Genomic DNA, 23093 nt, shown 5'->3' on the forward strand with positions numbered 1-23093 from the left:
CAACACTGTCCATTCTCCTGCTTGGGATATTGATGCTGCAACTTTCTGAATCTCCCTCTCGGCGATCGCTCACTTCCCTTGCGGAAGCCTATGAGCTTTGCCGTCAAATTACCGCTGAATACTCAAAGACCTTTTACTTAGGGACGCTGCTAATGCAGGCAGCCAAGCGAAAGGCAATCTGGGCGATTTACGTTTGGTGCCGTCGTACCGATGAGCTGGTGGACGGGCCGCAAGCACGCTTTACCACTGAAGAAACCCTAGACCGCTGGGAAGCCCAGCTAGAATCTATTTTTGCGGGTCATCCCGTTGAAGATGCCGATGTGGCACTGGTAGACACGCTGACCAAGTTTCCTCAAGACATTCAGCCCTACCGGGATATGATTGCCGGCCAGCGCATGGATCTCTATCGCTCCCGCTACGAAACCTTTGAGGAACTGCACCTCTACTGCTACCGGGTTGCTGGAACGGTCGGGCTGATGTCTACTGCCGTTATGGGGGTCGATCCTAGCTATCACTCTGCGCCCTGGGCCGCCAACCAGCAGGCTGCTCCCTATCCCGCCGATGAGGCTGTCGCTTTGGGCATTGCCAATCAGCTCACCAATATTCTGCGTGACATTGGTGAAGATGCGCGGCGGGGCCGGATTTATCTGCCCTTAGAAGATTTGCAGCTATTTGACTACACTGAAGAAGATTTATTCAACGGCGTGATTGACGATCGCTGGCGATCGCTGATGCAGTTTCAAATTCGCCGCGCTCGTAAGTATTACGCTGAAGCCGAAAAGGGGATCAGCGTCCTCAGTCCAGATGGTCGCTGGCCCGTTTGGGCGGCTCTGATGCTGTACCGCGAAATCTTAGACGTGATTGAAGAGAATCAGTACGATGTCTTCAACCAGCGAGCCTATGTGCCAACCCTGAGAAAAATGCGCTGTCTGCCCACGGCTTTGCTCCGGGCCAGAGTGCTTTAGAGATTAAATCAACTGCTGTCGATCACAACTGCAACCCCATGCCGCTGATTAAAGTTCAAACCTCTGTCGACACCCCCAATCAGCCTGAACTAGAAGCCATGCTGAAAGAGCTTTCGGCTAGTCTAGCCCAGCATATCGGCAAGCCAGAGTCCTACATCATGACTGCTTTTGAGGGCAACGTGCCCATGACGTTTGGCGGCACTACCGATCCGGTGTGCTACGTCGAGATCAAAAGCGTCGGGACGATGGGGGCTGCCAAAACCTCCGCTATGAGCCAGGCTTTCTGCGAGAAGGTAGAGCAGTCGCTAGGTGTCCCCAAAAATCGCACTTATATCGAGTTCGCCGATGCTCAGGGGGCGATGTGGGGCTGGAACGGGACGACATTTGGCTAAAAGGGCACTTCTCGATCTGAGCCTGATGGAGACTGGGCCGTTTTGCCGTTATTTCTGCTGCTGTCTGTTATTTCAGCACTGTCTAGGCTAACGACCTGACCATTGAAAAACTGGGCAAAACTTTTAACCGCCCGATCGAGATCGCTCTCAGGCTGCCAGCTCGCCGGGGCAGGCGCTAGGGGAATGGTGCTGTCGGGTGAACCATTTTGAACCGGATCGGTAGGCAGCTGGGCTTTGACGGCGGTTTCTGGCGGCGCGAGATCGGCGGGCGCAATGACTTCCGGCGCAGTTTTCATGGGCTGAGCCGCAGCAGTGGGGGCCGATGGCGCTACCTTGGCCGCTGTGTGAGCGGAGGGAGCGATCGCTGTTCGTCCGGCTTGCTGTGACTGCTGCTGAAACGCTTTAATCGCCTCTGCGGAAACAGCGGTCAATTTGACGATTACGGCTCTCCCCTGAACTTTGGCAAAAGCCTGCTCTAGCATAGACTGGCGCTCCTCTTTCGTACGCTTCAGCCAGCGCTCAGCAATACCGATTTCGGCCTGATCGACTCCAACCTTAAGCAAGCAGCCCCACTGCTTCAGCAGTATCTTCGTCGCGTTTGACTCAACCGCCTCGATGACGGCCTGCCAGGTAGCAGTCAGATTGGCATTGGTGGCGGCGACCGGTTCGGGAGCTTGAGCAGCGGCGGGTTCCCTCGCTGCAGGTTCGGCGGTAGGCGCAGGCGCGGCAGCAGGCGTTTTGACAGGTGTGGGAGTTGCCGTTGGCGCCTGAGCGGCGGCTGGGGGCGGCGCTGCTGGCGGCTGGGCTGATGCGGGGCGGGCAGGAGGCTTCGCGGGCGCGATCGCCGCGGCAGGTATTTGCTGAGCCGAGGGCAGCAACCCCAGCAGCGTCACCTCCAACCACAGTCGTGGCTGAGTGGTGTTGCGTACCTGTAGCTCGGCCTGCCTCAGGTGCTGCTGTCCGGTTAATAGCAGGGGTAAATCAACCGCTGCCACAAAAGACTGCATCTCAGCCCAGGTGGAGGCGGTCACGGCGACTAAATCTGAGCGATCGCCTGCCGTCTTTGCAATCAGCAGGTCACGGTAGAACCCAGCTAGACTTTGCAGCACAATGGTGGGTTCTCGGCCCCGATCCATCAGATGTCTTGCCTGTTCTAAAACGGCAGCGGCTTCATCGGCGGCGATCGCCTGCACCAGCCCTAGCAAGTCCCGCTCAGGCACTGCCCCCACCAAATCCCAAACCCGCTCAACCGTCACCTGTCCGGCCAGCAAGCTAAGCTGATCTAGCAGACTCTCTGCATCTCGCAGTCCCCCCTGGGAAATTTGAGCCACCAGGCGGATTGCTTCCTCAGCAATATCGATATTTTCCTCACGGGCGATCGCCCCCAAATGGGTGATCATGGCCTCTAGGGGGATCCGGCGAAAGTCAAATCGCTGACAGCGCGAAATAATCGTTGGCAGCACCCGCTGCGGATCGGTAGTTGCCAGCACAAACACCACATGCGCAGGCGGCTCCTCCAGCGTCTTCAGCAAGGCATTAAACGCTGCCGTGCTGAGCATATGGCAGTTGTGAACTAACAAGCCGTTGGCTACAAAGTTGTGATTTCCCTCAACCTCAATGTCATATACCCGTTCACTCCCAACGTGGCGAACAGATACGACCTCCTCCAAACTTGTAGTCCATTGAGGAAATTGAGTATTTTTGTAAGTCCGAGAGCCATTTTCTAGCTGCTTTAGCTCCCAAGGCAAGATAGCAGTATTTCTTGCAGCTTCTGGCTCTTCTGTAAGAGCGAAGCTTTGCTGCATAGCCCATATCTGTAAGCCACTCAACCATGAGCTGATTTTCTGCGTCAGAATATCCCTCAGTGTGAAACTGAATTTGAGGGCTTCCTTCTGGACTAAGGCTGAGAGAACCGTCATCCATGTACCACCAGGCCAGTCCTTCTGGAGAGACTTGTGAGAGCCATTTCTTAGAAACTTTCTTTTGTCCTCTAGCAGGTCTGACTGTGGTGTAGACCTCTGAAAGCTTTGGATGACAGACTGTTCGGCAACAGATTGACATGCTGCCATATCCACGATTGGGACTAATTGAAAGCTTGGGCTGTAAAACACCCAGTCGGGAGGCTTTATACTCCAGCCATGACTGCTGCTTTTGTCCGTGAGTCCATGCCAGTCGCGGAAATCTGCTGTGCTTATTGGGATAGGTAATCGAACCATCTCCCAAAAGCGTCCCATAGATAAGGCCCAGCTCTTCAGTCGATAGGCAGCCTGTTTGAGCGACAAGTTTCTGAGTTCGAAGCTCCCAAGTTCCGTGTCCTCGTTTATAGGGGTGTCTGTTCCAATAGGATTGAATGCTTTGAAGACCTTTGCCTTTTTGCTGTAAGAACTGAGGAATGTCCAGTTTTCTACCGCATCCACACTGACAAAAGGGACGCAACAACTCTGCTTGTTCCAAAATGAGCTTAGGGTCGTACTGCTTTCTGCCGTAGGAGTTGCCTTTAAGCTGATGTCCTTTGGCAAAACGGCGGAGGCGGCCATCGGTTCCCCACTTGTAAATAGAGGTACCGCATCCGCAGGCGCAGGAGATAGTATCTTGGTTTTTTCTTTTACGTCTCTGGCTGCTATCCATCCGCTCGCAGTCCGAATCAAATGATTTTCAGTACATCTGATCTTACGCTGCGTTGTCTCGATTTCCAAAATAGGACGCACACCCTGATCAAGCCATCGCAGGATGGGCTTATACTGCCACTGAGCTGAGGTTTCGTTATAGCTGAGGGCCTGTTTACCCTGCAAAGATGGATCATCAATTCTCAACAATCCCTCGTCGGTCATTACCAGAGCATCACCGGTGATGCACTCATCAATCACGTAAACTTTGTGACGACATTGAACGGGGGCGAACTGGGCGCGTTCGATAATTTCACGAATATTATCAACCCCGGTGTTGCTAGCCGCATCAATTTCGATAATGTCAAGGGCTGAGCCGTTGGCGATCGCCCGGCAGACCTCACAGGTGCCGCAGGGTTCTGGTGTCGGCTGCTCGGTGCTTGAGCAGTTTAGAGACTTAGCTAAAATGCGGGCACTCGACGTTTTACCCGTTCCTCTAGGGCCGCTAAATAAATAGGCAGGGGCAATCCGGTTTTGCTGCAGCGCATTGCTCAATGTCGTGGCGATCGCCTCCTGTCCCACAAGCTGAGCAAACGTCTGTGGCCGATATTTATGGTGGAGCGGTTCGTAAGGCATAACTCTACGATAGCTTGTCTATCCGCCGTCAGCCCCCACTGCCTGAGGCAGCGCCATCGCGGGCCGTCGCTGCGCTTCGTTCGTCAGTGAGCCAATGCCTTCAATCTCAATCCGAACGCGATCGCCCGTTTGAATCGGCCCTGTCCCGGCCGGTGTACCAGTGAGAATCACATCCCCCGGCAGCAGCGTCATAATCTGGCTGATGTAAGCGACCAGCACCTCCGGCGAGAACACCATATCGCCCAGCGAAGCCGACTGGACTGGTTCAGCATCCTCGTTGAGAAAAGTCTGGATCCTAGCGCCAGGACTCAGCTCCCGCACAATCCAAGGCCCCAAAGGACAAAAGGTGTCAAAGCTCTTAGCCCGAGTCCACTGCCCGTCTCGCCGCTGCAAATCGCGAGCCGTGACATCGTTAGCAATCGTATAGCCCCAAATCTTAGACTGGGCCATTTCAGGGGTGCAATCTAGGCAGCGATCGCCAATCACCAAAGCTAGCTCACCCTCGTAGTCTATCTGCTGCGAACAGCTCGGCATCAAGATAGCCGAACCCGCCGCAATAATTGCCGTTGAAGGTTTGATGAATAAAAGCGGTTCTTTCGGTACATCGCCGCCCATTTCGGCTGCATGTTCAGCATAGTTTTTGCCTACCGCCACAATTTTAGAAGGCGCACAGGGAGCCAAAACAACATAGTTCTCAGCCGCAAGCTGTAAGTCAGTTAACTGTCCGGTCAGCCAAGGTGGTGCATCTAACACCTGAACGCTCTGATCAGGCTGCAGCAGGCCATAGTGTAGCTGTCCCCCCTGGGATTGCACTCGAACGTAACGTTGCGCCATGTTATTTGGTGAGTTCTTGCTATGATTGTAAAGCCTTGCCTTTCACACCAAGGTTTAGAGACAGCGGCGATCGCCGCTTTTTTTAGCTCTGTCAATCCTTGTCACATGAAAAGGCCATTTTTGTCCATAAGGAGCTTTAGCGATGAGCTATATGTATGAAACCATGTATATCCTGCGTCCTGACCTCAATGACGAGGCCATCGATCAGGAAATTCACAAATATCAGTCAATTGCCCAAGAGCAAGGAGCTGAAATTTTAGAAACCCAGCATCGCGGCAAGCGACGGCTGGCCTATGAAATTCAAGATCATCGTGAAGGCATTTACATTCAGATGAACTACCAGGGGCCTGGCAACATCATTGCTCCCCTAGAGCGGGCTATGCGTCTGAGCGAAGAAGTGATTCGCTATCTCACCGTAAAGCAGGACATTCCGGTGGATGAGGAAGAACTAGCCGAAGCGGTCGAAGAGTAACGGCGCATTCGTCGCCAGCCGCTCAGCGGCGAGTGCGGCTGGCGGCTAGCCAAAGAATAAGTTTTCTAAAGTACCATTTCTATAATCTCAGCTAGCCATTACATATAGAAGCCAGGTCATGAATAACTAGCCTTTAGTGGGGCTAGGATAGCGACTTAAGTAATAAAGTTGGCTAATTGATAAAGTTGCCTTTATGATAGTTCCAAAAAATGGAGTTGCCCTGTGACTCAGTTTGCTCATCTCAATCTCTCCGAGAACCAGCAAGAAATTGCCCAGCTGCAGGCTGAGCTGCAAATGCGCGATCAGCTTGTTCAACAGCTCTCTCAAGAACTATTTCGGCTGGTTAAAGGCAATGCTAACTTCATGCCCAGTGCTGAAATGTCAGAGCAGCACCAGGCAGAAGTACGGGCATTGCGGGAACAGCTTCAGGGTGTAGAGCAGCAGGTTGCTTTTTATCAAGGTCAAATCGAAGATCGCGATAGCGAAATCTACCAGCTTCGGCAAACCGTGCAGGAACTAACCGATCGCTCACGGATGCTGGAGCAGGTCGTGCAAGAGCTGCCTAAGGTTTACCGCCAAAAGTTTGCCGATCGGATGCAGTTGGTTAAAGAAAAAGTCGCCAAAGTGCAGCAGGAAAATCGCCAGCTCCAGGCAGAGCTGCAAAGCGTCAGCTATCGGCTAGCGGTGCGTACCCGCCGCAGCCAGCGCTTGGATTTGCCCAGTTTTGATGTTTCTCAGTCGGCTTCGATGCCTTCTTTCGGCAGCGTTTAGTCAGACAGGCGTGCTTATCCGGCAGGCATCTAACTTAGTTCATATGTGAGGCCAGAATAGACACAGCCATTGGTCTATCCTGGCCTCTTTGGCTATTGGCGCTTGTGATGCTGCCGCATCGCCTTGTTTATCTGTTTCCAGCGGGCTTTGGAGTTGTGCTGAATCTGCTGATCTTGTCGTCGAGCCAGGTAGGCTTGTTCACGCTGCAGCTTTTGGTAGCTGGCTAAGCGATGAGCGCTCAGATCTCCGGTCGTTAGAGCCTGCTGTACAGCACAGCCTGGTTCTTGCTGGTGTTGGCAGTCGCGAAAGTGACAGTTAGCGGCGATCGCTTCAATGTCAGCAAAGGTTTCCTGGACGCTATCTTCTGAAGCCCAAAGCTGAATTTCTCGCAGGCCAGGGGTATCAATCAGCAGTGCCCCCGTCGGTAGCTGCCAAAGTTGGCGGTGGCTAGTGGTATGACGACCGCGACTGTCACCGACCCGGACGGCCTGAGTGGGTTGAGCCGCATGGCCTAAAAGCTGATTGGTCAAGGTAGATTTGCCGACACCGGAGGAGCCAATCAGCGCCACGGTTTTGCCGGGTTGCAAAAAGGGATTCAGGGAATCTATCCCCTGATTTTTCAGGGCACTCAGATAAATGACGGGTACGCCAAAGGCGATCGCCTCGACTGCCGCTAGCTTTTTGTCCAGGCGATCGCAGACATCAGCTTTGTTGAGCAGAATCACTGGACTGGTGCCGCTCTCCCAGGTGAGCGTGAGGTAGCGTTCAATCCGGCGCAAGTTAAAGTCATCGTCTAGGCCAGAGACGATAAATACGGTATCAATATTGGCAGCAACGACCTGAGCTTCAGTTTTGCTGCCTGCCACTTTGCGCACAACCTGACTCTGACGGGGCAGGAGGTTGTGGATAATGGCGGGTGTCGTGTCAGGCTGAATCACGACCCAGTCACCTACGGCAGGAAAATCCTGGAGCTGAGCCGCCTGATGACGAAATTTACCGCTCACGACAGCGGCGATTTCACCCTGAAGAGTGACGAGCTGGTAACGCTGTCGCTGCTCAACTAGAACTCTGCCAGCAGCAAAGCCTGGAGGGGCGATCGCGCTAAATACCTGCGCTAAGCGATCGCACCAACCAAATTGTTGCAATGTCATTGGAAAATTTTCCTCAGTTAAACCTTATGTGGAGCAAGGTTTACAGAGGGGTCTAGCTAAAAGCTGGAGAGACGCCGCGCTCTGACCTTGCCCGGAGGGTGGAGTTGATGGAAATCTTTACCGACTCAGCCATAAAACGTCACCTCCCGGGTTGAAGTAAAAGCTTATTGTCCCCAGTCTAGCTTTTGTTTTTAGAATTGCTTATTTTCACTACTAAAGTTCACGTTGCTGGAAACAGGAAGCATCCGAAGAGTGATGGATAAGTCTGGGAGCACTTCCTAAAAGCTCCCAACTGCTTAGTGGTGAAGTTGTGCGGCAGTAGATGACTTACCCTAAGCAAAGTCTCCAGACTGCCTGTACAGTTTGGGGATGAGGTGTCTGTGGGTGCTGAGAACACCTACAGGCACCGCCAAGGTTTTCGAGTTCTGCGAGAGTGGGCTGCCATGTACGACAGCTTAATGAAAGAGCATAGGTGGTAAAAGCTCTGGGGTCAACCGTGACCCGTGCTGCTGTAGCATTTTGCTAGATTTCGTTGTGAGCCGCCATGCTGCTAGTACAAAAAGAAACGGTGTCGATGACCACCCGCGATCGCATTCGCTTAGATGCCGATGTTTATAGACCTGCCACAGAGGGCGAGTTTCCCGTCTTGCTGATGCGACAGCCCTACGGACGGGCGATCGCCTCTACCGTGGTCTATGCCCATCCCATCTGGTACGCCGCTCAGGGTTACATTGTGGTGATTCAGGACGTGCGCGGACGCGGCACTTCAGAGGGCGAGTTTCGCCTGTTTGCGACTGAAGTGGCTGATGGGGAAGACACGGTAAACTGGGCAGCGCAGCTTCCCGGCAGCACCGGACAGGTGGGTATGTATGGCTTTTCCTACCAGGGCATGACCCAGCTCTACGCGGCTGCGGCCAAGCCGCCTGCACTCAAAGCGATCGCCCCGGCAATGGTAGGCTACGACCTCTATGCCGACTGGGCCTATGAAAATGGGGCACTGTGCTTACAAGCAGGGTTAGGCTGGGCGCTGCAGCTAGCGGCAGAAACGGCGCGGCTGCGCGGTGAAGCAGCAGCTTACCAAAAGCTGTATGCCGCCGCTCGCAACTTACCCCTGAACGAGACGCTGCCTGCCCGACCGCAAATCCTCTCAGAGCTGGCCCCAGACTCCTTTTTCCACGACTGGCTAGATCACCCCCAGCCTGATGCCTACTGGGCAGGACTGAAGCCCCAGCTTGCAGCGGTTAAACTGCCTATGCTGCACGTAGGCGGCTGGTTTGACCCCTATTTGCGGGGAGATGTGCGTCTGTTTCAGGCGATGCAGGACAGAGCGCCTCAGCACTTTTGGGTTGGTCCTTGGGGACATATTCCCTGGGGACGCATCGCGGGCGATCGCGACTTTGGCCCCGCTGCCGCTAGTCCCATCGATCGTCTGCAAATTCGCTGGTTTAATCACTTTTTAAAGGGTGAAGAGACTGGGCTGCTGGCGGAAGCACCCGTTTGTCTATTTGAAATGGGAACAAATCGGTGGCGTCAGTTTGCCGCTTGGCCTGGAGGTAAGGAAGCGACTTTTTACCTCAGCAGCAGCGGTCTGGCCGGAATGCGTGAGGATGATGGGCAGCTAGTTGAGGGTAATAGCCTGACTGAGTCAGTCACAGACGTCATTGTGCATGATCCTTGGCGTCCGGTGCCTTCTCTGGGCGGTCATGCTGGCATTCCGGCTGGCTCTTTTGAGCGATCGCTGATAGATAACCGCAGCGATGTTCTGACTTACACCACGCCGACTCTAAATTCAGACCTGCACGTTGTTGGCGAGGTCGTAGCCGAGATTCACTGCGCCGTGGATGCTCCCAGCTTTGATCTTTGCGCCATTTTGTCTGAGGTAGATGCTTTAGGACAGGTTTATAACCTGACTCAGGGCTATGGCCGCTTTGAGTCGGCTGAGACGAACTTGACCCTGCCGCAAACATGCAGGCTAGTTCTTCAGCCCACCTGCTTTTGTATTCCTGCCGGAAATGCTTTGCGCCTGAGCCTGAGCGCTGCCTGCTTCCCTGCCTATGCCGTCAATCCAGGTACTGGGGCCACAGCAGGCGCAAGCCGTCTGATTGAGTCGCAGATGATAACGCTAGCGATCGCCTCTGGCGGTGAGCGCGATTCCAAGATTCAGCTAGCAAGTTTTGAAGTCTAGCCCAAGTCAGGCAATCTTGACTTAATCTTTTATTGCAAAAACGCTTCACAATATCTTTAGCCAGCGTTCACTTTAGCTTCACAAAAAATGGTGCAGCTATATGGTTTATGACCCTCTGAAGCCTGCAATATCAAGGCTTTAGCTGTATTAGAGAACACAGATTAAAAAAAATATTAAGCAAGCAAGATTATCCGATTATGGAAGCTTATACTTATCCATACGGTAATCACTGAGATACTTACAGACTTCAGGAATTGATCGTCGCAGTATCAAACACCTTTTCAGGAATCGCAATCAGCTCTCCTTAGAGCTTTTCAGATTCAACCGTATTCGGATAGGATTAAATCCGACTTGGAAAAACAACAAGACTTGGAGGTTTTTAGCAAACTGCTTGAAATTAGTCACTTCAAAATGAAGCAGTTTCAGATATTGAAAGGGCTTAGCAAGTTTGGGGAAACCTGCTAAGCCTCTACAAAGTCAAATCTGAAAGCTTCAGCCTTTGAATTTGTAGCTCACACATTTATGGGCTGAGTTGGTTGGCTTTTGGGGAAAAGCCTGCCAAACATCCTTCTTCGACTGAACCTTCTGCTAGCTCAACTGTCGTTAAGATGCTGCCTCATATTGAGTCAGTAACTCAATCTCATGCCTAATTATATTCTCGTAGCGTCAGCGGGCATCCCTCTAGCGATAGGGATCTTATGGGCGACTACTCCTTCTAGACGCTTCTTTCAAAAATTAGTTCCCAAATTGGGGGGACTGGGAACACCCTCGTTTGTAGCCTTTAAGAATTTGCTAAGGCGACGGTTTCGGATTCAGCGAACTCTGTCTGTCGCAATGCTTATTATTGCTGTAATTGCTGCTGGGCAAGCGGCTTCAGCCCAGATAGAAACCGATTCTCTACAGCCACTTAGTCACGCAGTTGTTCCTAAACCCAGTAACCTCAGGAATTTTGTGAAGAACGAAGAGGCCCTAGTGAGGCTAGGAAAAGCCTTATTCTGGGATATCCAAATTGGTTCAGATGGCAAAACTTCCTGCGCTAGCTGCCACTTTCATGCCGGAGCTGACAACCGTTCCCGTAATCAGCTCAGTCCAGGACTGCTCCAGGTGGCTCGTACAGATGAAACTAGGGAAGACGGGGAATTTGTTGAAAATCCTGATACGACAGTTCAGCTCGGCGGGCTGAACTATCAGCTCAAGCCCCGTGACTTTCCTTTCCACAAGCTATCTAATCCTAATCGACGCGGTTCTACAGTCCTAGCAGATACCAATGATGTCGCCTCTTCGCAAGGGGTACACAACAGCATCTTTGATCAGCAGACGGGAGAGTCTACCCCCGAACCGGATGAGGTGTTTAACATTCATGGCATCAATGTGCGCAAGGTTGAACCGCGCAATACGCCGAGCGTGATTAATGCAGTTTTCAATTTCCGTAACTTTTGGGATGGCCGCGCTCAAGAGAATTTCAACGGCGTAAATCCCTTTGGTAAGCGCGATTCTAGTGCAGTCGTGCTGAAGCGATCGCGTGAAGGAGAGCTGGAACCAACTCAGATTAGCCTCAACAATTCTTCCTTGGCTTCTCAGGCCGTTGGTCCGCCAATCAGCGCTTTTGAAATGTCTGCCGAAGGCCGCACCTTTTCTGATATTGGCCGCCGTGCTCGTAAGCGCCGCGCCAAAGCCGCCACTCGAATGCTCAGTCTGCGACCTCTGGCGAAGCAAGCTGTAGCCTCTGATGATAGCGTGCTGGGGCCTATCAGCAGGGAGCTTAAAAATGGCCTAAACGTCAACTATCGCCGCCTCATCCGGGATGCTTTCCGTAACAAGTGGTGGAACAGTGACACATTAGTGGCCTTGAATGATGAAGGCGATATCACTTTCGTAGACGGTAAGCCGCTCAATCAGGCCGCCCCCAATGAATTCTCTCAAATGGAGTTCAACTTCTCACTCTTCTTTGGCTTGGCCGTACAAGCCTATGAAGCGACGCTGATTTCAGATGACACCCCTGTCGATCGCTATCTTGCCGGCGACAGCAGCGCCCTCACCCGCAGCGAGATTCGCGGTATGGAAGTGTTTGAAACCAAGGGTAAGTGCATTAGCTGCCATGCCGGACCAGAACTGACTAAAGCCTCTGTCGCCAATGTCAAGAACCAGCCTTTAGAACGGATGGTGATGGCTAACGATCGCGTTGCGGTCTATGACAACGGTTTCTACAACATCGGGGTGCGTCCGACGACGGAAGACCTAGGGGTGGGGGGCAAAGATCCCTTTGGTAATCCTTTGTCAATGACTAAGCTAGAACAGCAGCAAGGACGGCCTTTCCCGGTTGTACCAGGTGAAGATCCAGCTCCCACTAGGCGGCTGCGGCCCAATGAGCGCACCGCTGTCAATGGTGCTTTCAAAACGCCGGGTCTGCGTAACATTGCTCTTACCGCCCCTTACTTCCATAATGGCGGGCAGCTCACTCTAGAGCAGGTAGTTGATTTCTACAACCGCGGCGGTGACTTCAGAAACAACCGCGATCGCGATCCTGACATTGAGCGCTTAGGGCTTACCAATCGCGAGAAGAAGGATCTGGTGGCCTTCATGGAAGCTCTCACAGACGAACGGGTGATATACGATCGCGCCCCCTTTGATCACCCAGAACTGCCCTTGCCTAATGGTCAGCGGGGGAATGAAAGTGCCGTCAAAGATAACGATGGCGACGGTCAGGCTGAAGATCGCAAGGTCGTGCTGCCAGCAGTGGGCAAGAACGGTTGGACAGGCAGTCCCAACTTCCTCAATCAGCCCATTCCGGTGCGGACATCAGCCACTATTGAACCAACGGTAGATCCTTCGCCGCTAGGCGGCGGCATCAGTCCGCAAGATGCCAACTGCCCAGCCGGCACTACCTACGTTGCGCTACCCGGTGGCTATATCTGTCAGTAGCGCTGAGTCAAAAAGCTATAGAGTTCTGTTGCTTGAACCCAAGTGGGAATTGATCTCGGAACCTATCGGAGATCAATTCCCCACCGCTAGCTTTCAAACTTTTACTCCAGAGTCTTGAACGGTAACGCTTCACGTTTCAATTGAGGAAACACAATGAACATCATCAAAACAGCTTGGCGTTGCATAATTAAAAGATGAATTAGAGGGAATCTGCGATGCAATGTCCAGAGTGCGGAGCCACTCACATCCGTAAGAACGGTAAGAGAAAAGGTAAGCAAAATCACATCTGCGTCGCCTGCGGTCGTCAGTTCATCGACACCTACGAACCTCACCGAGGCTACTCAGATGACGTCAGAGGCGAATGTCTCAAGATGTATCTCAACGGTTCTGGCTTCAGGGCCATCGAGCGAGTCAAAGGAGTTCATCATACGACCGTGATTACCTGGGTCAAGCAAGTAGGCCAACGCCTTCCAGAGGCTTACGACCCTCAAACAACCCCAGAGGTCGGCGAACTCGACGAATTGGAAACCTTTGTAGGCTCAAAAAAACAAAATTTGGCTGTGGACGGCTGTTGACCATTTCAAAAAGGGGATTTTAGGGTGGGTCCTGGGTGACCATAGTGCTGAAACCTTTGCTCCACTCTGGCAAATCGTGGCTGGCTGGAACTGCTATTTCTACGTCACTGATGGCTGGTCAGTCTATCCAACCTTCATTCCTGATGGCGATCAGATTGTCTGCAAGACCTACATGACTCGAGTGGAAGGCGAAAACACCCGATTGCGGCACTATCTGGCTCGGCTGCATCGCAAAACGCTTTGTTACTCGAAGTCCGTAGACATGCTGGCTCACTCTGTCCGATTGTTACTTCACTACCTCAAGTTTGACGATGTTCCAGTGCCTCCAAGATTCATCTCTTGATTCAGCAACGCCAACAGCTTTAGGGACTGCTCTAATCTCTGCTGTTACAGTAGGACTGATCCCTGCTTCAGCTCAGGTAGAGCCTGTAATCAGTGAAATAGAAGGCCCTTTGCAGAATGTGCGAGTCAATCAGCGAGAACTGAGGGTGATGAATATCACGATTAAGGTTCCTGAAGGAACTCCCATTAATTCGCCTACGGCAGAGCTATCTTTTGAAGATCTCAACGCTTTACCGAGACTGCCCGGTCGCAACCGAGATGGGTTTGAAGGCGGTACTGCCATCGTGATCGGTACACCTGATCCCAATGATCCAAACGCCATTATTGCTGACGATGTTTTCGTAGAACCGGCAGAAAACGTCGTCCTCGGCACGGTTGGCCCAGGATTGTCAACCATTCTAGATGTGCCTGTGGTGTTCTTAACCGATTCCCGCATTCCTAGCACAGCAATTAATTCATTCGGCTTTGAGATCGATCCGGCTGATGTCCAAGGTGGTGAGTTTGGTGGTGTTGAGGGTTACTTTGCTGGCGGTACGTTGTATGTTCACACCGCTGAGGTTGACGGTCCCATTCCGCCAGCTAGCAATCCCGATCAGCCTCAGGTTTCTGTACTGCGAGTGCGCTGCGATCCCGGTGGTCGTATTGAAGTACGTGGCGGCGCTTATGTGCCTAGCGGCAATGCCAATAATACGATTGTGGTGCGCAATCTCGACACCCGCACCAACTTTGGCAGTACCCAAGCTGAACCTGATGAAGAAGGATCACCTCAGTTTGGTGAATATCGTTTCCGCGAAGATGTAGAAACTTGTCCCAACCGCATCCGGGTAATTATGCGCGTGCCAGGACAGCGAAATCCGCGAGTAAACGTCAACCTCTAATCGGTCATAGACAGTACGTGGAGGAAGTCTGAGAGATCGTTCTTCCACGTACAACCGCGATCGCCCTGTAGCTTACAAAAATTTGCCACTAGTCAAGTTCAACAGAGCTATGCAGCTTATCCCATATCGCCCCCCGGTCATTGCGCTCTGCCTCTACGTGGTTGGAGCCGCGATCGCTATTGGCATCCGCGCTCTGCCCGTAAGCGCCCGCCCTTCCCCAGAAGAGTTTCTCAATCCTGGTGCTGTCGCGCCAGATTATCGCTGGCAAATTCAGCAGGCAGTTTGTTTACAGAACTGGGAAGCTGCTATTCAAACAGCATCGGCTTTGCTGTTAACGGCGGATCTTTCGGCGCTAGAGCGATCGCAGCTTTTACGCGATCGCCAGCAGTGGATTTACCATCATCGTCTCCAGATGCGCTCAGCCCTGGCCGAAGGCTGTGAGCAGGTGCTGGCTACTCCCTCGTTGCCCCCAACAGAGTCGGCAGTCAGTAATTTTTCGACAACCTCTAATGGGTTTGACTGGAATCGAGAAATTCAGGGGCTGCAATCTCAGATTCAGCAACAAAACGTTACGGCATCGGCTGCTCCCCCGGTGGCTAGCATCACGCTGCCTCGACGGGGGAATTTGCTCTCTGGCGATCGCCGCCAAGGCTCTCGCCGCTGTCAGAGTCGCCTTTCCCTTTGTGAACGGTGAGTCTGACAAAAAAAGCCTCAGCTCCAGAGTAGGGCTGAGGCACAGTTACATCATCATCTTGAGATATAACGAATTTGAGACGAAAACCGCAAATGACGCTTTGTAAAAGTTAACTAACTTTTATGTACTTATGAGTTGTGGTTAAAAAAAATTAGGCTTAGTAATGAAAAACCGTCTGAGATTAAGTTTCAGACGGTTTCTTTCAAGTTAAGTATTAGCAATTTGTCAGCGCTGCGGCTAATGCAAAAAAGACGCGGCGTTAAACTGCGGTCTAATCTCCGTAAAGTTGGCGATCGAACTCTTGCATCGCGCCGTAGTCATACACATTAGGTGGCTCTGGGTAACTAACGGCCTGCGCATAAGCTTCGCCATTGGGGCCAGTGTAGGTAGGATAAGTTTGCCCTAAACCTGTCGTTGCTGGCTGCTGCGGTCTACTAGCAGGATCAACGGGGGTAAGACCGCTTCCAGATTCTTCACAGAACTCACTAAGATCGATAATCTCGCCGCTTTCTGTTTCTAAATAACAGAGTGAATCGCTGGTGGACTGAGCCATTGCTGGTAGCGCAAAAGCTAGCTCAGCTATCAGAAAGGCTATTAGGCAAGGCAGCATCAGCGCCTTCAGAAAATGTTTAATCATGGGTTGGTAACCGTGAGAGAACTGTATTGCATTAAATACGCTGGGCTACAAGCCCTCATGCTTTGACTTAGATTGAGAGACTGTTTCAGCTTGACGAGCAGGCGCAAATAATTTCGGCTCAAAAGCTTAGCTTAGATTGGCGGCTAAAGCCTCCGCTTTGTCCGCTAAAGCCTGGTACTGCTGCAAAAGCTGCTGCGATTGCGTTGTCTCTCCCTGATCGGCTTGTGAATCTGCCTCTTCCTTCAGTAGCTCAGCGGCTGTGCGGTAATCCGCGATCGCCCCTTGCAGGTTATCGACTGCTTGACGAACTTCGCCGCGCCCGACATAGGCATCGACGTAAATGTCGCTGATTCGAATGGCATCCCGCAGATCAAAAATTGCCTGGGGATAGTTTTTCAAGTCAGCATAGGCTTTACCCCGGTTGTAGTACCCCACCGGATCTTCGGGATAAACCTCCATCGCTTTGCTGAAGTCATCGATCGCCTCTTCGTATTGTCCCAAAGTCATCAGCACTTCGCCGCGACTGTTATAGAGTCGGGCAAAGAATGGATTGTACTCTAGCGCGTGACTGTAAGCATCTAGGGCCAGAGATAGCTGATCGGTTTCCCGGTAGATGTCTCCCAGATAGCGGTAGGCCATCTCATAGGTAGAATCGGTGGCGATCGCCTGGGTTAAACCTGCGATCGCCCCTTCCCGATCCCCCTGATAAGCCTTTTCTAAACCCTCATTGAGATAGGTTTCAGCTTCCGTTCGTTCAGGCGAAATGTAGTAGGGATACTCAAACGATGGAATACGCTTGCCATGACTGTTCATGTAGGGAGCGTCGGCGTAGGCTGGCAAAATCGTCAGCGCGATCGCTAGCAAACAGCCGCTAATTATCGTTCTAACTAACCAACTGGCTTGGCCTAAAAAACTCATAGCGAAAACCTCAGAAGTAATAGGAACATCTCTCAAACTCCGGAGATTTCTTAGAGAGGAGGTACAGAGCTAGGATCGTAAGGCTGCGCCGGTGTGGTTGTAACGGGGTCAGGTCCGCCTTGGCCTACCTCAAGAGCCCGCATCATGTCGTGGTCTTCATGCACGACGTTGTGGCAGTGGAACATGTACTTGCCTACGTGAGGGCCGAATTTGGTAAGAACGTTAATTTCTTGGTTTTCGCCTAAATAGATAACGTCTTTGAAGCCGCGCTCATAGTTGTTCAGCCTGCCGTTCTTGCGATTCATCATCAAGAAGTCAATCAGGTGGATGTGAACCGGGTGATTCCAGCCACCGCCTTTGTTGACGATCTTCCAAATTTCCACGTCCCCTAAGCCAGGATTAGCCTCAACACCGCCGTCAGCCCAAAAACGTCCGTTAATAGCCCACATGCCGTTGTGGCGCTCGAAGACAATCTCTCGACGACGCTTCACCTGAGACTTGAGGCGATTAACTTCTTCCTGATAGTTGAAGCCGTCATTGCGTAACTTGTTGGGCAAGGGTGGATTGTAAGAAACCGGCCCGCCAACAACGTCGAAACGCATAATTTTGTTGGTACGGGGCAAACGTTCATGGTTCTTTAGCTCACCGTTGCGTAACTCAATCTGAGTCCCAGCCGGATACTTAGCAAAGTCAATGACAACTTCGTAGCGTTCGGCAACGCCTACAACCAAGTTGCGAGTTTCAACCGGAGACTCCAACAGGCCGCCATCAGAAGCAATTACTGTTAAGGGATCGCGGTTGCTCAGCTTCAGTTTATAAGCACGAGAAATGCCTGAGTTGAGAATGCGGAAGCGATACTTGCGGCGCTTCACCTGCATTACCGGCCAGGGCACCCCATTGACCAGTACGATGTCACCTTCGAGGTCTTTCTGACCGTTATCGGCGTAAACAAGCTGACCGTCGCGGTCCATAAGCTTATCAGCTATGAGCAGTGGCACATCGTATTCGCCTTTAGGAATATCCTCTTTCTCATTGGGATCTTCCTCAATGTATAGCGCTGCCAACCCCATGTAGTCGTTGATAGCAGTACGGTGTACGCCGTGATCGTGATACCAGATAGTAGCAGCTCGATTATTGGGGTAAATGTAATCCTTGAACTGTCCGGGGAAAGAAACATCGTCCGCCCACCCATCGTATTGAGGCAGAGATGCCATGCCGTGTAGGTGTACAGAAGTGTAGATTTCGTCTCCGTTGCCATCCTTGCCAAAAAGATTGTTGATTTGGCGCACGACGGATTGACGACCGACTACCTGCTTGATGGTCGGCCCCGGTGCGCTGCCCCCTACAGAGCAGTAGGGATAGATGTTGCGATACTCTGGGCGGCAAGTGGGGCCATAAGCCCAAATTTCAGTCTGCGTTCCTGGCAAAATCTCCTTGAAGGTCTTCTCCATAGTGATGTCGTAGTAGTCAGTCCCGCTAAAATCTTGGGGACCATTTGAGCCACTGCGATCGTCACTTCTAACTGGGGGAAGAACCAGGGGAATTTCAAAATCCCGTCTGTAGAGAGGTGGGCGGCGGGGGCTACGGTAGCCTTCCTCATCGGAAATAATCTGAGAGCGGGCAACGCGCTGCATTGTGGCAGGCACAATCATAGCTCCGCCTGCGGCTAAGGCAAGCTGAAGCGCCTTGCGACGATTAATTTTAGACATGATGATGATGTAACTGTGAACTCTACTCTGAAGGTTGCTATTCTTGCGTTTAGCAGTCAGAAAAGCCAAAAACGGGAAATAAGCTTCCATCAGCTAATGGAGAAAGTTAAGCCAAAAAGCTTATTGACCACTAGGCCCTTTGGGAAATTTGAAAAACTCTCAGCTAGCAAACTTGCAATAGAATTTTGCAGGTCTGAACCCGAAGGCAGAACTTATCATGTCGAGGAACCAGCGATCGCACGGGGAAAATTGTGATGGTGGTACCTGATTAATAAGTGAATTAGCTCAGGGCAGATTGGCAAAAGATCGTTTTGAAGCCAGTGGAACAAGTCGACCTGCAGTCTGGAAGCAACAACATTAGCCGCTACGACAAGGTAGAAGTAATGTATAAAACCAACTGCACTACAGGGAATTACGGAAAAATCAGCAATTGCACCTCGGCAAGTCCAATCAAGCCTTCATAGTTAATTTAACTGCTTTAATAAATTCTGCCAAGGGAAAAAGGGATGTTAATCGGCTAGATATGCCTGGGGTAGGGCAATACGCGGCCAGCAAAGACATATCCTGAAGCTGCATTTGGTCCAGCCGATTCCGTTTAGCTTCATTTAAGTCAGAAAATTTGATTTCAGTGAAAGTAACTAGAAAACTTTTACATAACTTTTATAGCTCGCTGCCTAATTAAAGTTTTCATGAAGAACTTGTCGTCTTTGTTCTAAGAACTTTATGTCGGTCTGGGGTTGACTTTAGCGAAGATTAAGTTTCGCCGACGCAAATGAACCCTGTTTATGGATTTGCGAAGGTCCTTAAAAAATGCCAACAAAAAAGCACCCCCAAGAGAGGTGCTATAGATGGAGTTGTAATTTAGCCTGTGAAAGTTGAAACTAGCGCTTAATGCACTGTAGCGCCACGATACTTTAGTCCCTCAGCTTGGGGCTGAACCGGGACGTGCTTGGCTACATGACGGCGCACAACAGCGCCCCGATAGCGACCAATGACCTCACCTTCAGCGATCACAACATCAGGCTGGGTCGGTTCGTATTCAACACCGCGATAATGTAAGCTCATGGATTTTTCGCCTCTTTAACGAATAAACAACGTGGAGAATTTAAGGAGGCGCGTTCCTTCGGGAGTTTCCCTACTTCCGTTCCCTTGAAGGGGTTTCAGGGGAATGAACGATTTATTTCTGTATCTATTGTTACTATTTCTGGATCGTTCGTCAAGTGTTTTGTCTGCGATAAATGGCGTAATTGCCGAACGGTGATGGCGGATTCGAAAACTGGCAGGCGGAGCTGAAATGGCTCTATTTCAAGCGCTTCCGGTATATTGAGGAGTGGTATAGAAGGCTGACGGTTTTGATAAAGCTTGGGGATGCCGCCGAGTTTACGTTAGGCTGAATAACTATTCTTATGGCGCTCAGAATGCATCATCCGATTCCCGCCGATCGCTATTTTCCCTACCTCACCTGGCAAGATATTAAAACGATGCCGCAGAAAGAATCTGTTGTTATCTTGCAGCCAATTGGCGCGATTGAGCAGCACGGCCCCCACCTGCCGCTAGCGGTAGATGCGGCGATCGCCACCACCGTCGTCGGTCGCGCTCTAGAGCAGCTAGAAGCCGATATTCCCGCCTATGCCCTGCCGCCGCTTTACTACGGCAAGTCCAATGAGCACTGGCACTTCCCCGGCACCATCACCCTATCAGCGCAGACGTTGCTGGCGGTTTTGACCGACGTCGCTGAAAGCGTCTATCGGGCCGGATTCCGCAAGCTGGCTTTTGTCAACGCCCACGGCGGTCAGCCGCAGATTTTGGAAATTGCGGCGCGAGATCTGCACCAGCGCTATGCCGACTTTATGGTATTTCCCCTGTTTGTGTGGCGGGCACCCCACTGTGCGGGCGAACTGCTCAGCGATCGCGAAAAAGAGTTAGGCATTCACGCCGGCGATGCTGAAACTAGCGTCATGCTGTCGATTTTGCCCGATCAGGTGCGCTTTGAGAAAGCTGTGAAAGCCTATCCGCCAGAACTACCCGAAAACAGCCTGCTGAGTATGGAAGGGGCACTGCCTTTTGCCTGGGCTACTCGCGATCTCAGCGCCAGCGGCGTTCTCGGCGATGCTACGGTGGCGAGCCGAGAAAAGGGCGATCGCATTATGGACTCAGTGACTCAGGGATGGGTTGAAGTGATCCGAGATATCTATCACTTTCAGCAACCTCAGGTTAGTGAAGACGGAGCTTAGACAGCCAGAATTTTTCCATATCTATAATGAGGAGCCATTAAAACATGACTCAGGATCCCGCCAAAGCAAAGACCAATGCTAAAGCCGCTAAATCGGCTGCTAAATCTAAAACAGCAAAATCCACATCCACCAGAACTAAGAAAGCTGCTAGTCGCCGCAAGTCATCCTCGCAGGCAAAAGCAGATGTGAAACCAGTGGCGACTAAAACTCTGGCTGTGGACATTGGCGGCAGCGGCATCAAAGCGCTGGTATTAGACAGTCAAGGCCAACCCGTTACCGATCGCCTGCGGATTGATACGCCCCATCCCGCTACGCCAGAGGCGGTAGTGGCAACCGTTTCTCACTTAGCGGCAGAGCAGGGCGACTTTGACCGCGTAGCGGTGGGATTTCCTGGCGTTATCCGCAGTGGCCTGACGCTGACTGCCGTTAATTTAGACGGGGCTTGGCAGGGCTACAACCTACAGACGGCACTAGAGCAGGTGACGAAGCGGCCTGTGCGGATTGCCAATGATGCTGATATTCAGGGTTGGGGAGCTACCCAAGGGCAAGGAGTAGAGCTGGTACTCACGCTGGGCACAGGCTTTGGCTCGGCCCTATTTGTGGACGGTCGGCTTGTCCCCAATCTGGAACTGGCCCATCATCCCTTCCGCAAAGGCAAAACCTACGAAGAGCAGCTAGGGCGGGCGGCTTTAGAGAAAGCGGGACAGAAGAAATGGAACAAGCGTCTGAAAAAGGCGATCGCTCAGATCCAGCATTTATTTAACTACGACCACCTTTATATTGGCGGCGGCGAAACAGATAAGATCAGCTTTGAGCTGCCGGAAAACGTCACCATCGTTTCTAATCAGCTAGGGCTGCTTGGCGGCATCAAGCTCTGGCAGTGAAGCTGAGGCGGTACTGCACCACCGGCCTAATATCGACGCGGTGAGCGTCTGAGTTAGGCTGCTGATCTAACCCACCAATAGCCCATCAAATTCTCTGACTGTAGACAACTCAGCAACTGGAACAGCAAAAAGCCCTGTTTTGTGAGGGTCAAAACTCTTTAGTTGGAGTTAAATAGTGGTCTTCAAGTCCTTTCCCTTCAATGCTTTGAGTGAATATCAGCAAATATAGCCACTGTAACAAGTGGCATAAACATGTCAACAGGGCACTATTGCAGCGCTAAAACAGTATGTAAGAGAAACAAAAACAAGTGTTTCTTAGAAGCCAGACAAAAGGAAGAGGTTAAAGTCAGTAGCAAAGATAAACGTAAATCAGTTCTCTCAAACTTTCTAGAACTGCTTGGCCTTACGTTTATTGTCCGAATGAATTCCTTCAGGCTCCGGCCTGTTCGGGCCTGCCAGCTTTTCCTCACTGCTTAGCTAAAGACAAAAACTGCATAGTCAAAAACTTTGTAGAAAAATTGCTTGCAGTTTACAAATCAGTCCTTTTCGACGGCTCAACTTCCTATCTCTATGACCTCTTAGGAGAGAAATCATGAAACTGTCTCTGCGCTCTTTACTAACCGCTGGCGTTACTTTAGCTGCGATCGCAGTGGTCCCCTTTGCCGCTAACGCCCAAACCGCTCCCACTGACTACAACTACATCGGTGCGGGTGCTGCTATTGGCGACTTAGGTGATTCCGATGTCGGCCTGGGAATCAACGGTAAGCTCACCCTAGGTGAACAGTTCTCAGTTCGTCCCGCTGTCCACAGCGACCTCGACTTCGATGATGACGGCACAACCCGCTTCATGCTGCCTGTGACCTATGACTTCAACGCGCCTGATTCTGAAGGCAATCTCTTCCCCTACATAGGCGGTGGCGTTGCTTTCACCACGGAAGATGATGAGTTCGGCGGTTTAGTCACCGCAGGGGCTGACTATCGTCTCACCGAGCGCGTAGTGGCTAACGGCTCTGTCAACTGGACCATCAATGACGACAGCGAAGTTAGCGGCTTTGTCGGTCTAGGCTATACGTTCTAGCCAACTCAAAGCTAGAGGCGTTCCGGTAACGTCTCTAGCCTCTTTAGCTCCAGTCTTAATCCCTCATGCAGTGCCTCCTTTCCAGTCCGGGAAGGAGGTTTTTTTGCCGTGATGAGACGATTTGCACAGCTGAGTGACCTTCCGATCTCCGGCAGTCATAATAGACAGCACGGGGCAGTGCTTACTCTATATAGAGTCCAACCAAAATGA

19 protein-coding genes and 1 riboswitch are annotated in these 23093 nt (G+C 51.7%); of the genes, 12 read left to right on the forward strand and 7 right to left on the reverse strand.

Annotated features, from left to right (window positions below; genetic code table 11):
• The first annotated feature begins 32 nt into the window (after positions 1-32).
• Together crtB and QJQ48_RS06090 are read left to right on the forward strand one after the other, a co-directional pair.
• A complete protein-coding gene (gene crtB / locus QJQ48_RS06085; RefSeq protein ID WP_346290311.1) occupies positions 33-965 on the forward strand; it encodes a 15-cis-phytoene synthase CrtB in 933 nt (310 codons plus the stop codon).
• A gap of 38 nt (positions 966-1003) precedes the next feature.
• Positions 1004-1357: a phenylpyruvate tautomerase MIF-related protein gene (locus QJQ48_RS06090; RefSeq protein WP_346290312.1), complete on the forward strand. Its 354-nt coding sequence runs from the start codon at positions 1004-1006 to the stop codon at positions 1355-1357.
• Here the strand turns inward: QJQ48_RS06090 and dnaX are convergent.
• Both dnaX and QJQ48_RS06100 read right to left on the reverse strand, forming a co-directional pair.
• A complete protein-coding gene (gene dnaX, locus QJQ48_RS06095) occupies positions 1354-4599 on the reverse strand; it encodes a DNA polymerase III subunit gamma/tau (protein ID WP_346290313.1) in 3246 nt (1081 codons plus the stop codon). The two genes, QJQ48_RS06090 and dnaX, sit on opposite strands and share 4 nt — an antisense overlap.
• An 18-nt stretch (positions 4600-4617) precedes the next feature.
• The gene (locus QJQ48_RS06100; RefSeq protein ID WP_346290314.1) at positions 4618-5433 is read right to left on the reverse strand and encodes a fumarylacetoacetate hydrolase family protein; all 816 of its coding nucleotides are present in this window, start codon (positions 5431-5433) and stop codon (positions 4618-4620) included.
• A gap of 142 nt (positions 5434-5575) precedes the next feature.
• On the opposite strand from QJQ48_RS06100, the gene rpsF reads away from it, so the two are divergent.
• Both rpsF and QJQ48_RS06110 read left to right on the forward strand, forming a co-directional pair.
• Complete coding sequence (gene rpsF, locus QJQ48_RS06105) at positions 5576-5905, forward strand: 30S ribosomal protein S6 (protein ID WP_346290315.1); 330 nt, start codon at positions 5576-5578, stop codon at positions 5903-5905.
• Between the two features lie 222 nt (positions 5906-6127).
• Positions 6128-6676 carry an Npun_F5560 family protein gene (locus QJQ48_RS06110; protein WP_346290316.1) on the forward strand — a complete coding sequence of 183 codons (549 nt, stop codon included), beginning with the start codon at positions 6128-6130 and terminating at the stop codon, positions 6674-6676.
• 92 nt (positions 6677-6768) lie between these two features.
• Here the strand turns inward: QJQ48_RS06110 and rsgA are convergent, their stop codons facing one another.
• Complete coding sequence (gene rsgA / locus QJQ48_RS06115) at positions 6769-7827, reverse strand: ribosome small subunit-dependent GTPase A (protein WP_346290317.1); 1059 nt, start codon at positions 7825-7827, stop codon at positions 6769-6771.
• Positions 7828-8371: 544 nt separating this feature from the next.
• Between rsgA and QJQ48_RS06120 the strand changes: the two genes are divergently transcribed.
• The 5 genes from QJQ48_RS06120 (at position 8372) to QJQ48_RS06140 (ending at position 15423) form a co-directional block, all read left to right on the forward strand.
• Positions 8372-10012, forward strand: coding sequence for a CocE/NonD family hydrolase (locus tag QJQ48_RS06120; protein WP_346290318.1), 1641 nt, complete (start codon positions 8372-8374; stop codon positions 10010-10012).
• Positions 10013-10846: 834 nt separating this feature from the next.
• The gene (locus QJQ48_RS06125) at positions 10847-12934 is read left to right on the forward strand and encodes a cytochrome-c peroxidase (RefSeq protein ID WP_346290319.1); all 2088 of its coding nucleotides are present in this window, start codon (positions 10847-10849) and stop codon (positions 12932-12934) included.
• 215 nt (positions 12935-13149) lie between these two features.
• A protein-coding gene (locus QJQ48_RS06130; protein ID WP_346290320.1) for an IS1 family transposase occupies positions 13150-13852 on the forward strand; the annotation gives its coding sequence in 2 pieces (ribosomal slippage) (positions 13150-13481 and positions 13480-13852; 705 coding nt in all).
• Positions 13853-13961: 109 nt separating this feature from the next.
• Positions 13962-14729 carry a hypothetical protein gene (locus QJQ48_RS06135; protein WP_346290321.1) on the forward strand — a complete coding sequence of 256 codons (768 nt, stop codon included), beginning with the start codon at positions 13962-13964 and terminating at the stop codon, positions 14727-14729.
• Between the two features lie 109 nt (positions 14730-14838).
• Complete coding sequence (locus QJQ48_RS06140) at positions 14839-15423, forward strand: hypothetical protein (RefSeq protein ID WP_346290322.1); 585 nt, start codon at positions 14839-14841, stop codon at positions 15421-15423.
• A 271-nt stretch (positions 15424-15694) separates the two neighbouring features.
• On the opposite strand, the gene QJQ48_RS06145 is transcribed toward QJQ48_RS06140, so the two are convergent.
• From QJQ48_RS06145 to QJQ48_RS06160, 4 genes are all read right to left on the reverse strand, one after another.
• Complete coding sequence (locus QJQ48_RS06145) at positions 15695-16060, reverse strand: hypothetical protein (protein ID WP_346290323.1); 366 nt, start codon at positions 16058-16060, stop codon at positions 15695-15697.
• Between the two features lie 126 nt (positions 16061-16186).
• Positions 16187-16978: a tetratricopeptide repeat protein gene (locus QJQ48_RS06150; protein WP_346290324.1), complete on the reverse strand. Its 792-nt coding sequence runs from the start codon at positions 16976-16978 to the stop codon at positions 16187-16189.
• A gap of 50 nt (positions 16979-17028) precedes the next feature.
• Positions 17029-18687, reverse strand: a complete 1659-nt coding sequence (locus QJQ48_RS06155; RefSeq protein ID WP_346290325.1) for a multicopper oxidase family protein — start codon at positions 18685-18687, stop codon at positions 17029-17031.
• A gap of 888 nt (positions 18688-19575) precedes the next feature.
• The gene (locus tag QJQ48_RS06160) at positions 19576-19752 is read right to left on the reverse strand and encodes a DUF4278 domain-containing protein (RefSeq protein WP_346290326.1); all 177 of its coding nucleotides are present in this window, start codon (positions 19750-19752) and stop codon (positions 19576-19578) included.
• 47 nt (positions 19753-19799) lie between these two features.
• Positions 19800-19864: riboswitch (Glutamine riboswitch) on the reverse strand.
• 241 nt (positions 19865-20105) lie between these two features.
• Here QJQ48_RS06160 and QJQ48_RS06165 point away from each other — a divergent pair.
• The 3 genes from QJQ48_RS06165 (at position 20106) to QJQ48_RS06175 (ending at position 22883) form a co-directional block, all read left to right on the forward strand.
• Positions 20106-20921 carry a creatininase family protein gene (locus QJQ48_RS06165; RefSeq protein WP_346290379.1) on the forward strand — a complete coding sequence of 272 codons (816 nt, stop codon included), beginning with the start codon at positions 20106-20108 and terminating at the stop codon, positions 20919-20921.
• A 44-nt stretch (positions 20922-20965) separates the two neighbouring features.
• Positions 20966-21805, forward strand: coding sequence for an ROK family protein (locus QJQ48_RS06170; RefSeq protein WP_346290327.1), 840 nt, complete (start codon positions 20966-20968; stop codon positions 21803-21805).
• Between the two features lie 592 nt (positions 21806-22397).
• Positions 22398-22883, forward strand: a complete 486-nt coding sequence (locus QJQ48_RS06175; RefSeq protein ID WP_346290328.1) for an outer membrane beta-barrel protein — start codon at positions 22398-22400, stop codon at positions 22881-22883.
• Positions 22884-23093: the final 210 nt, after the last annotated feature.

The organism is Sphaerothrix gracilis Ecp01, from assembly GCF_030405905.1.
Classification (GTDB): domain Bacteria; phylum Cyanobacteriota; class Cyanobacteriia; order Phormidesmidales; family Phormidesmidaceae; genus Sphaerothrix; species Sphaerothrix gracilis.

Bases quoted from the DNA above. Each gene is read 5' to 3' on its own strand.
- crtB (WP_346290311.1), top strand. From the start codon at position 33: ATGCTGCAACTTTCTGAATCTCCCTCTCGGCGATCGCTCACTTCCCTT.
- QJQ48_RS06090 (WP_346290312.1), top strand. From the start codon at position 1,004: ATGCCGCTGATTAAAGTTCAAACCTCTGTCGACACCCCCAATCAGCCT.
- dnaX (WP_346290313.1), bottom strand. From the start codon at position 4,599: ATGCCTTACGAACCGCTCCACCATAAATATCGGCCACAGACGTTTGCT.
- QJQ48_RS06100 (WP_346290314.1), bottom strand. From the start codon at position 5,433: ATGGCGCAACGTTACGTTCGAGTGCAATCCCAGGGGGGACAGCTACAC.
- rpsF (WP_346290315.1), top strand. From the start codon at position 5,576: ATGAGCTATATGTATGAAACCATGTATATCCTGCGTCCTGACCTCAAT.
- rsgA (WP_346290317.1), bottom strand. From the start codon at position 7,827: ATGACATTGCAACAATTTGGTTGGTGCGATCGCTTAGCGCAGGTATTT.
- QJQ48_RS06120 (WP_346290318.1), top strand. From the start codon at position 8,372: ATGCTGCTAGTACAAAAAGAAACGGTGTCGATGACCACCCGCGATCGC.
- QJQ48_RS06125 (WP_346290319.1), top strand. From the start codon at position 10,847: ATGCTTATTATTGCTGTAATTGCTGCTGGGCAAGCGGCTTCAGCCCAG.
- QJQ48_RS06140 (WP_346290322.1), top strand. From the start codon at position 14,839: ATGCAGCTTATCCCATATCGCCCCCCGGTCATTGCGCTCTGCCTCTAC.
- QJQ48_RS06145 (WP_346290323.1), bottom strand. From the start codon at position 16,060: ATGATTAAACATTTTCTGAAGGCGCTGATGCTGCCTTGCCTAATAGCC.
- QJQ48_RS06150 (WP_346290324.1), bottom strand. From the start codon at position 16,978: ATGAGTTTTTTAGGCCAAGCCAGTTGGTTAGTTAGAACGATAATTAGC.
- QJQ48_RS06155 (WP_346290325.1), bottom strand. From the start codon at position 18,687: ATGTCTAAAATTAATCGTCGCAAGGCGCTTCAGCTTGCCTTAGCCGCA.
- QJQ48_RS06160 (WP_346290326.1), bottom strand. From the start codon at position 19,752: ATGAGCTTACATTATCGCGGTGTTGAATACGAACCGACCCAGCCTGAT.
- QJQ48_RS06165 (WP_346290379.1), top strand. From the start codon at position 20,106: ATGCATCATCCGATTCCCGCCGATCGCTATTTTCCCTACCTCACCTGG.
- QJQ48_RS06170 (WP_346290327.1), top strand. From the start codon at position 20,966: ATGACTCAGGATCCCGCCAAAGCAAAGACCAATGCTAAAGCCGCTAAA.
- QJQ48_RS06175 (WP_346290328.1), top strand. From the start codon at position 22,398: ATGAAACTGTCTCTGCGCTCTTTACTAACCGCTGGCGTTACTTTAGCT.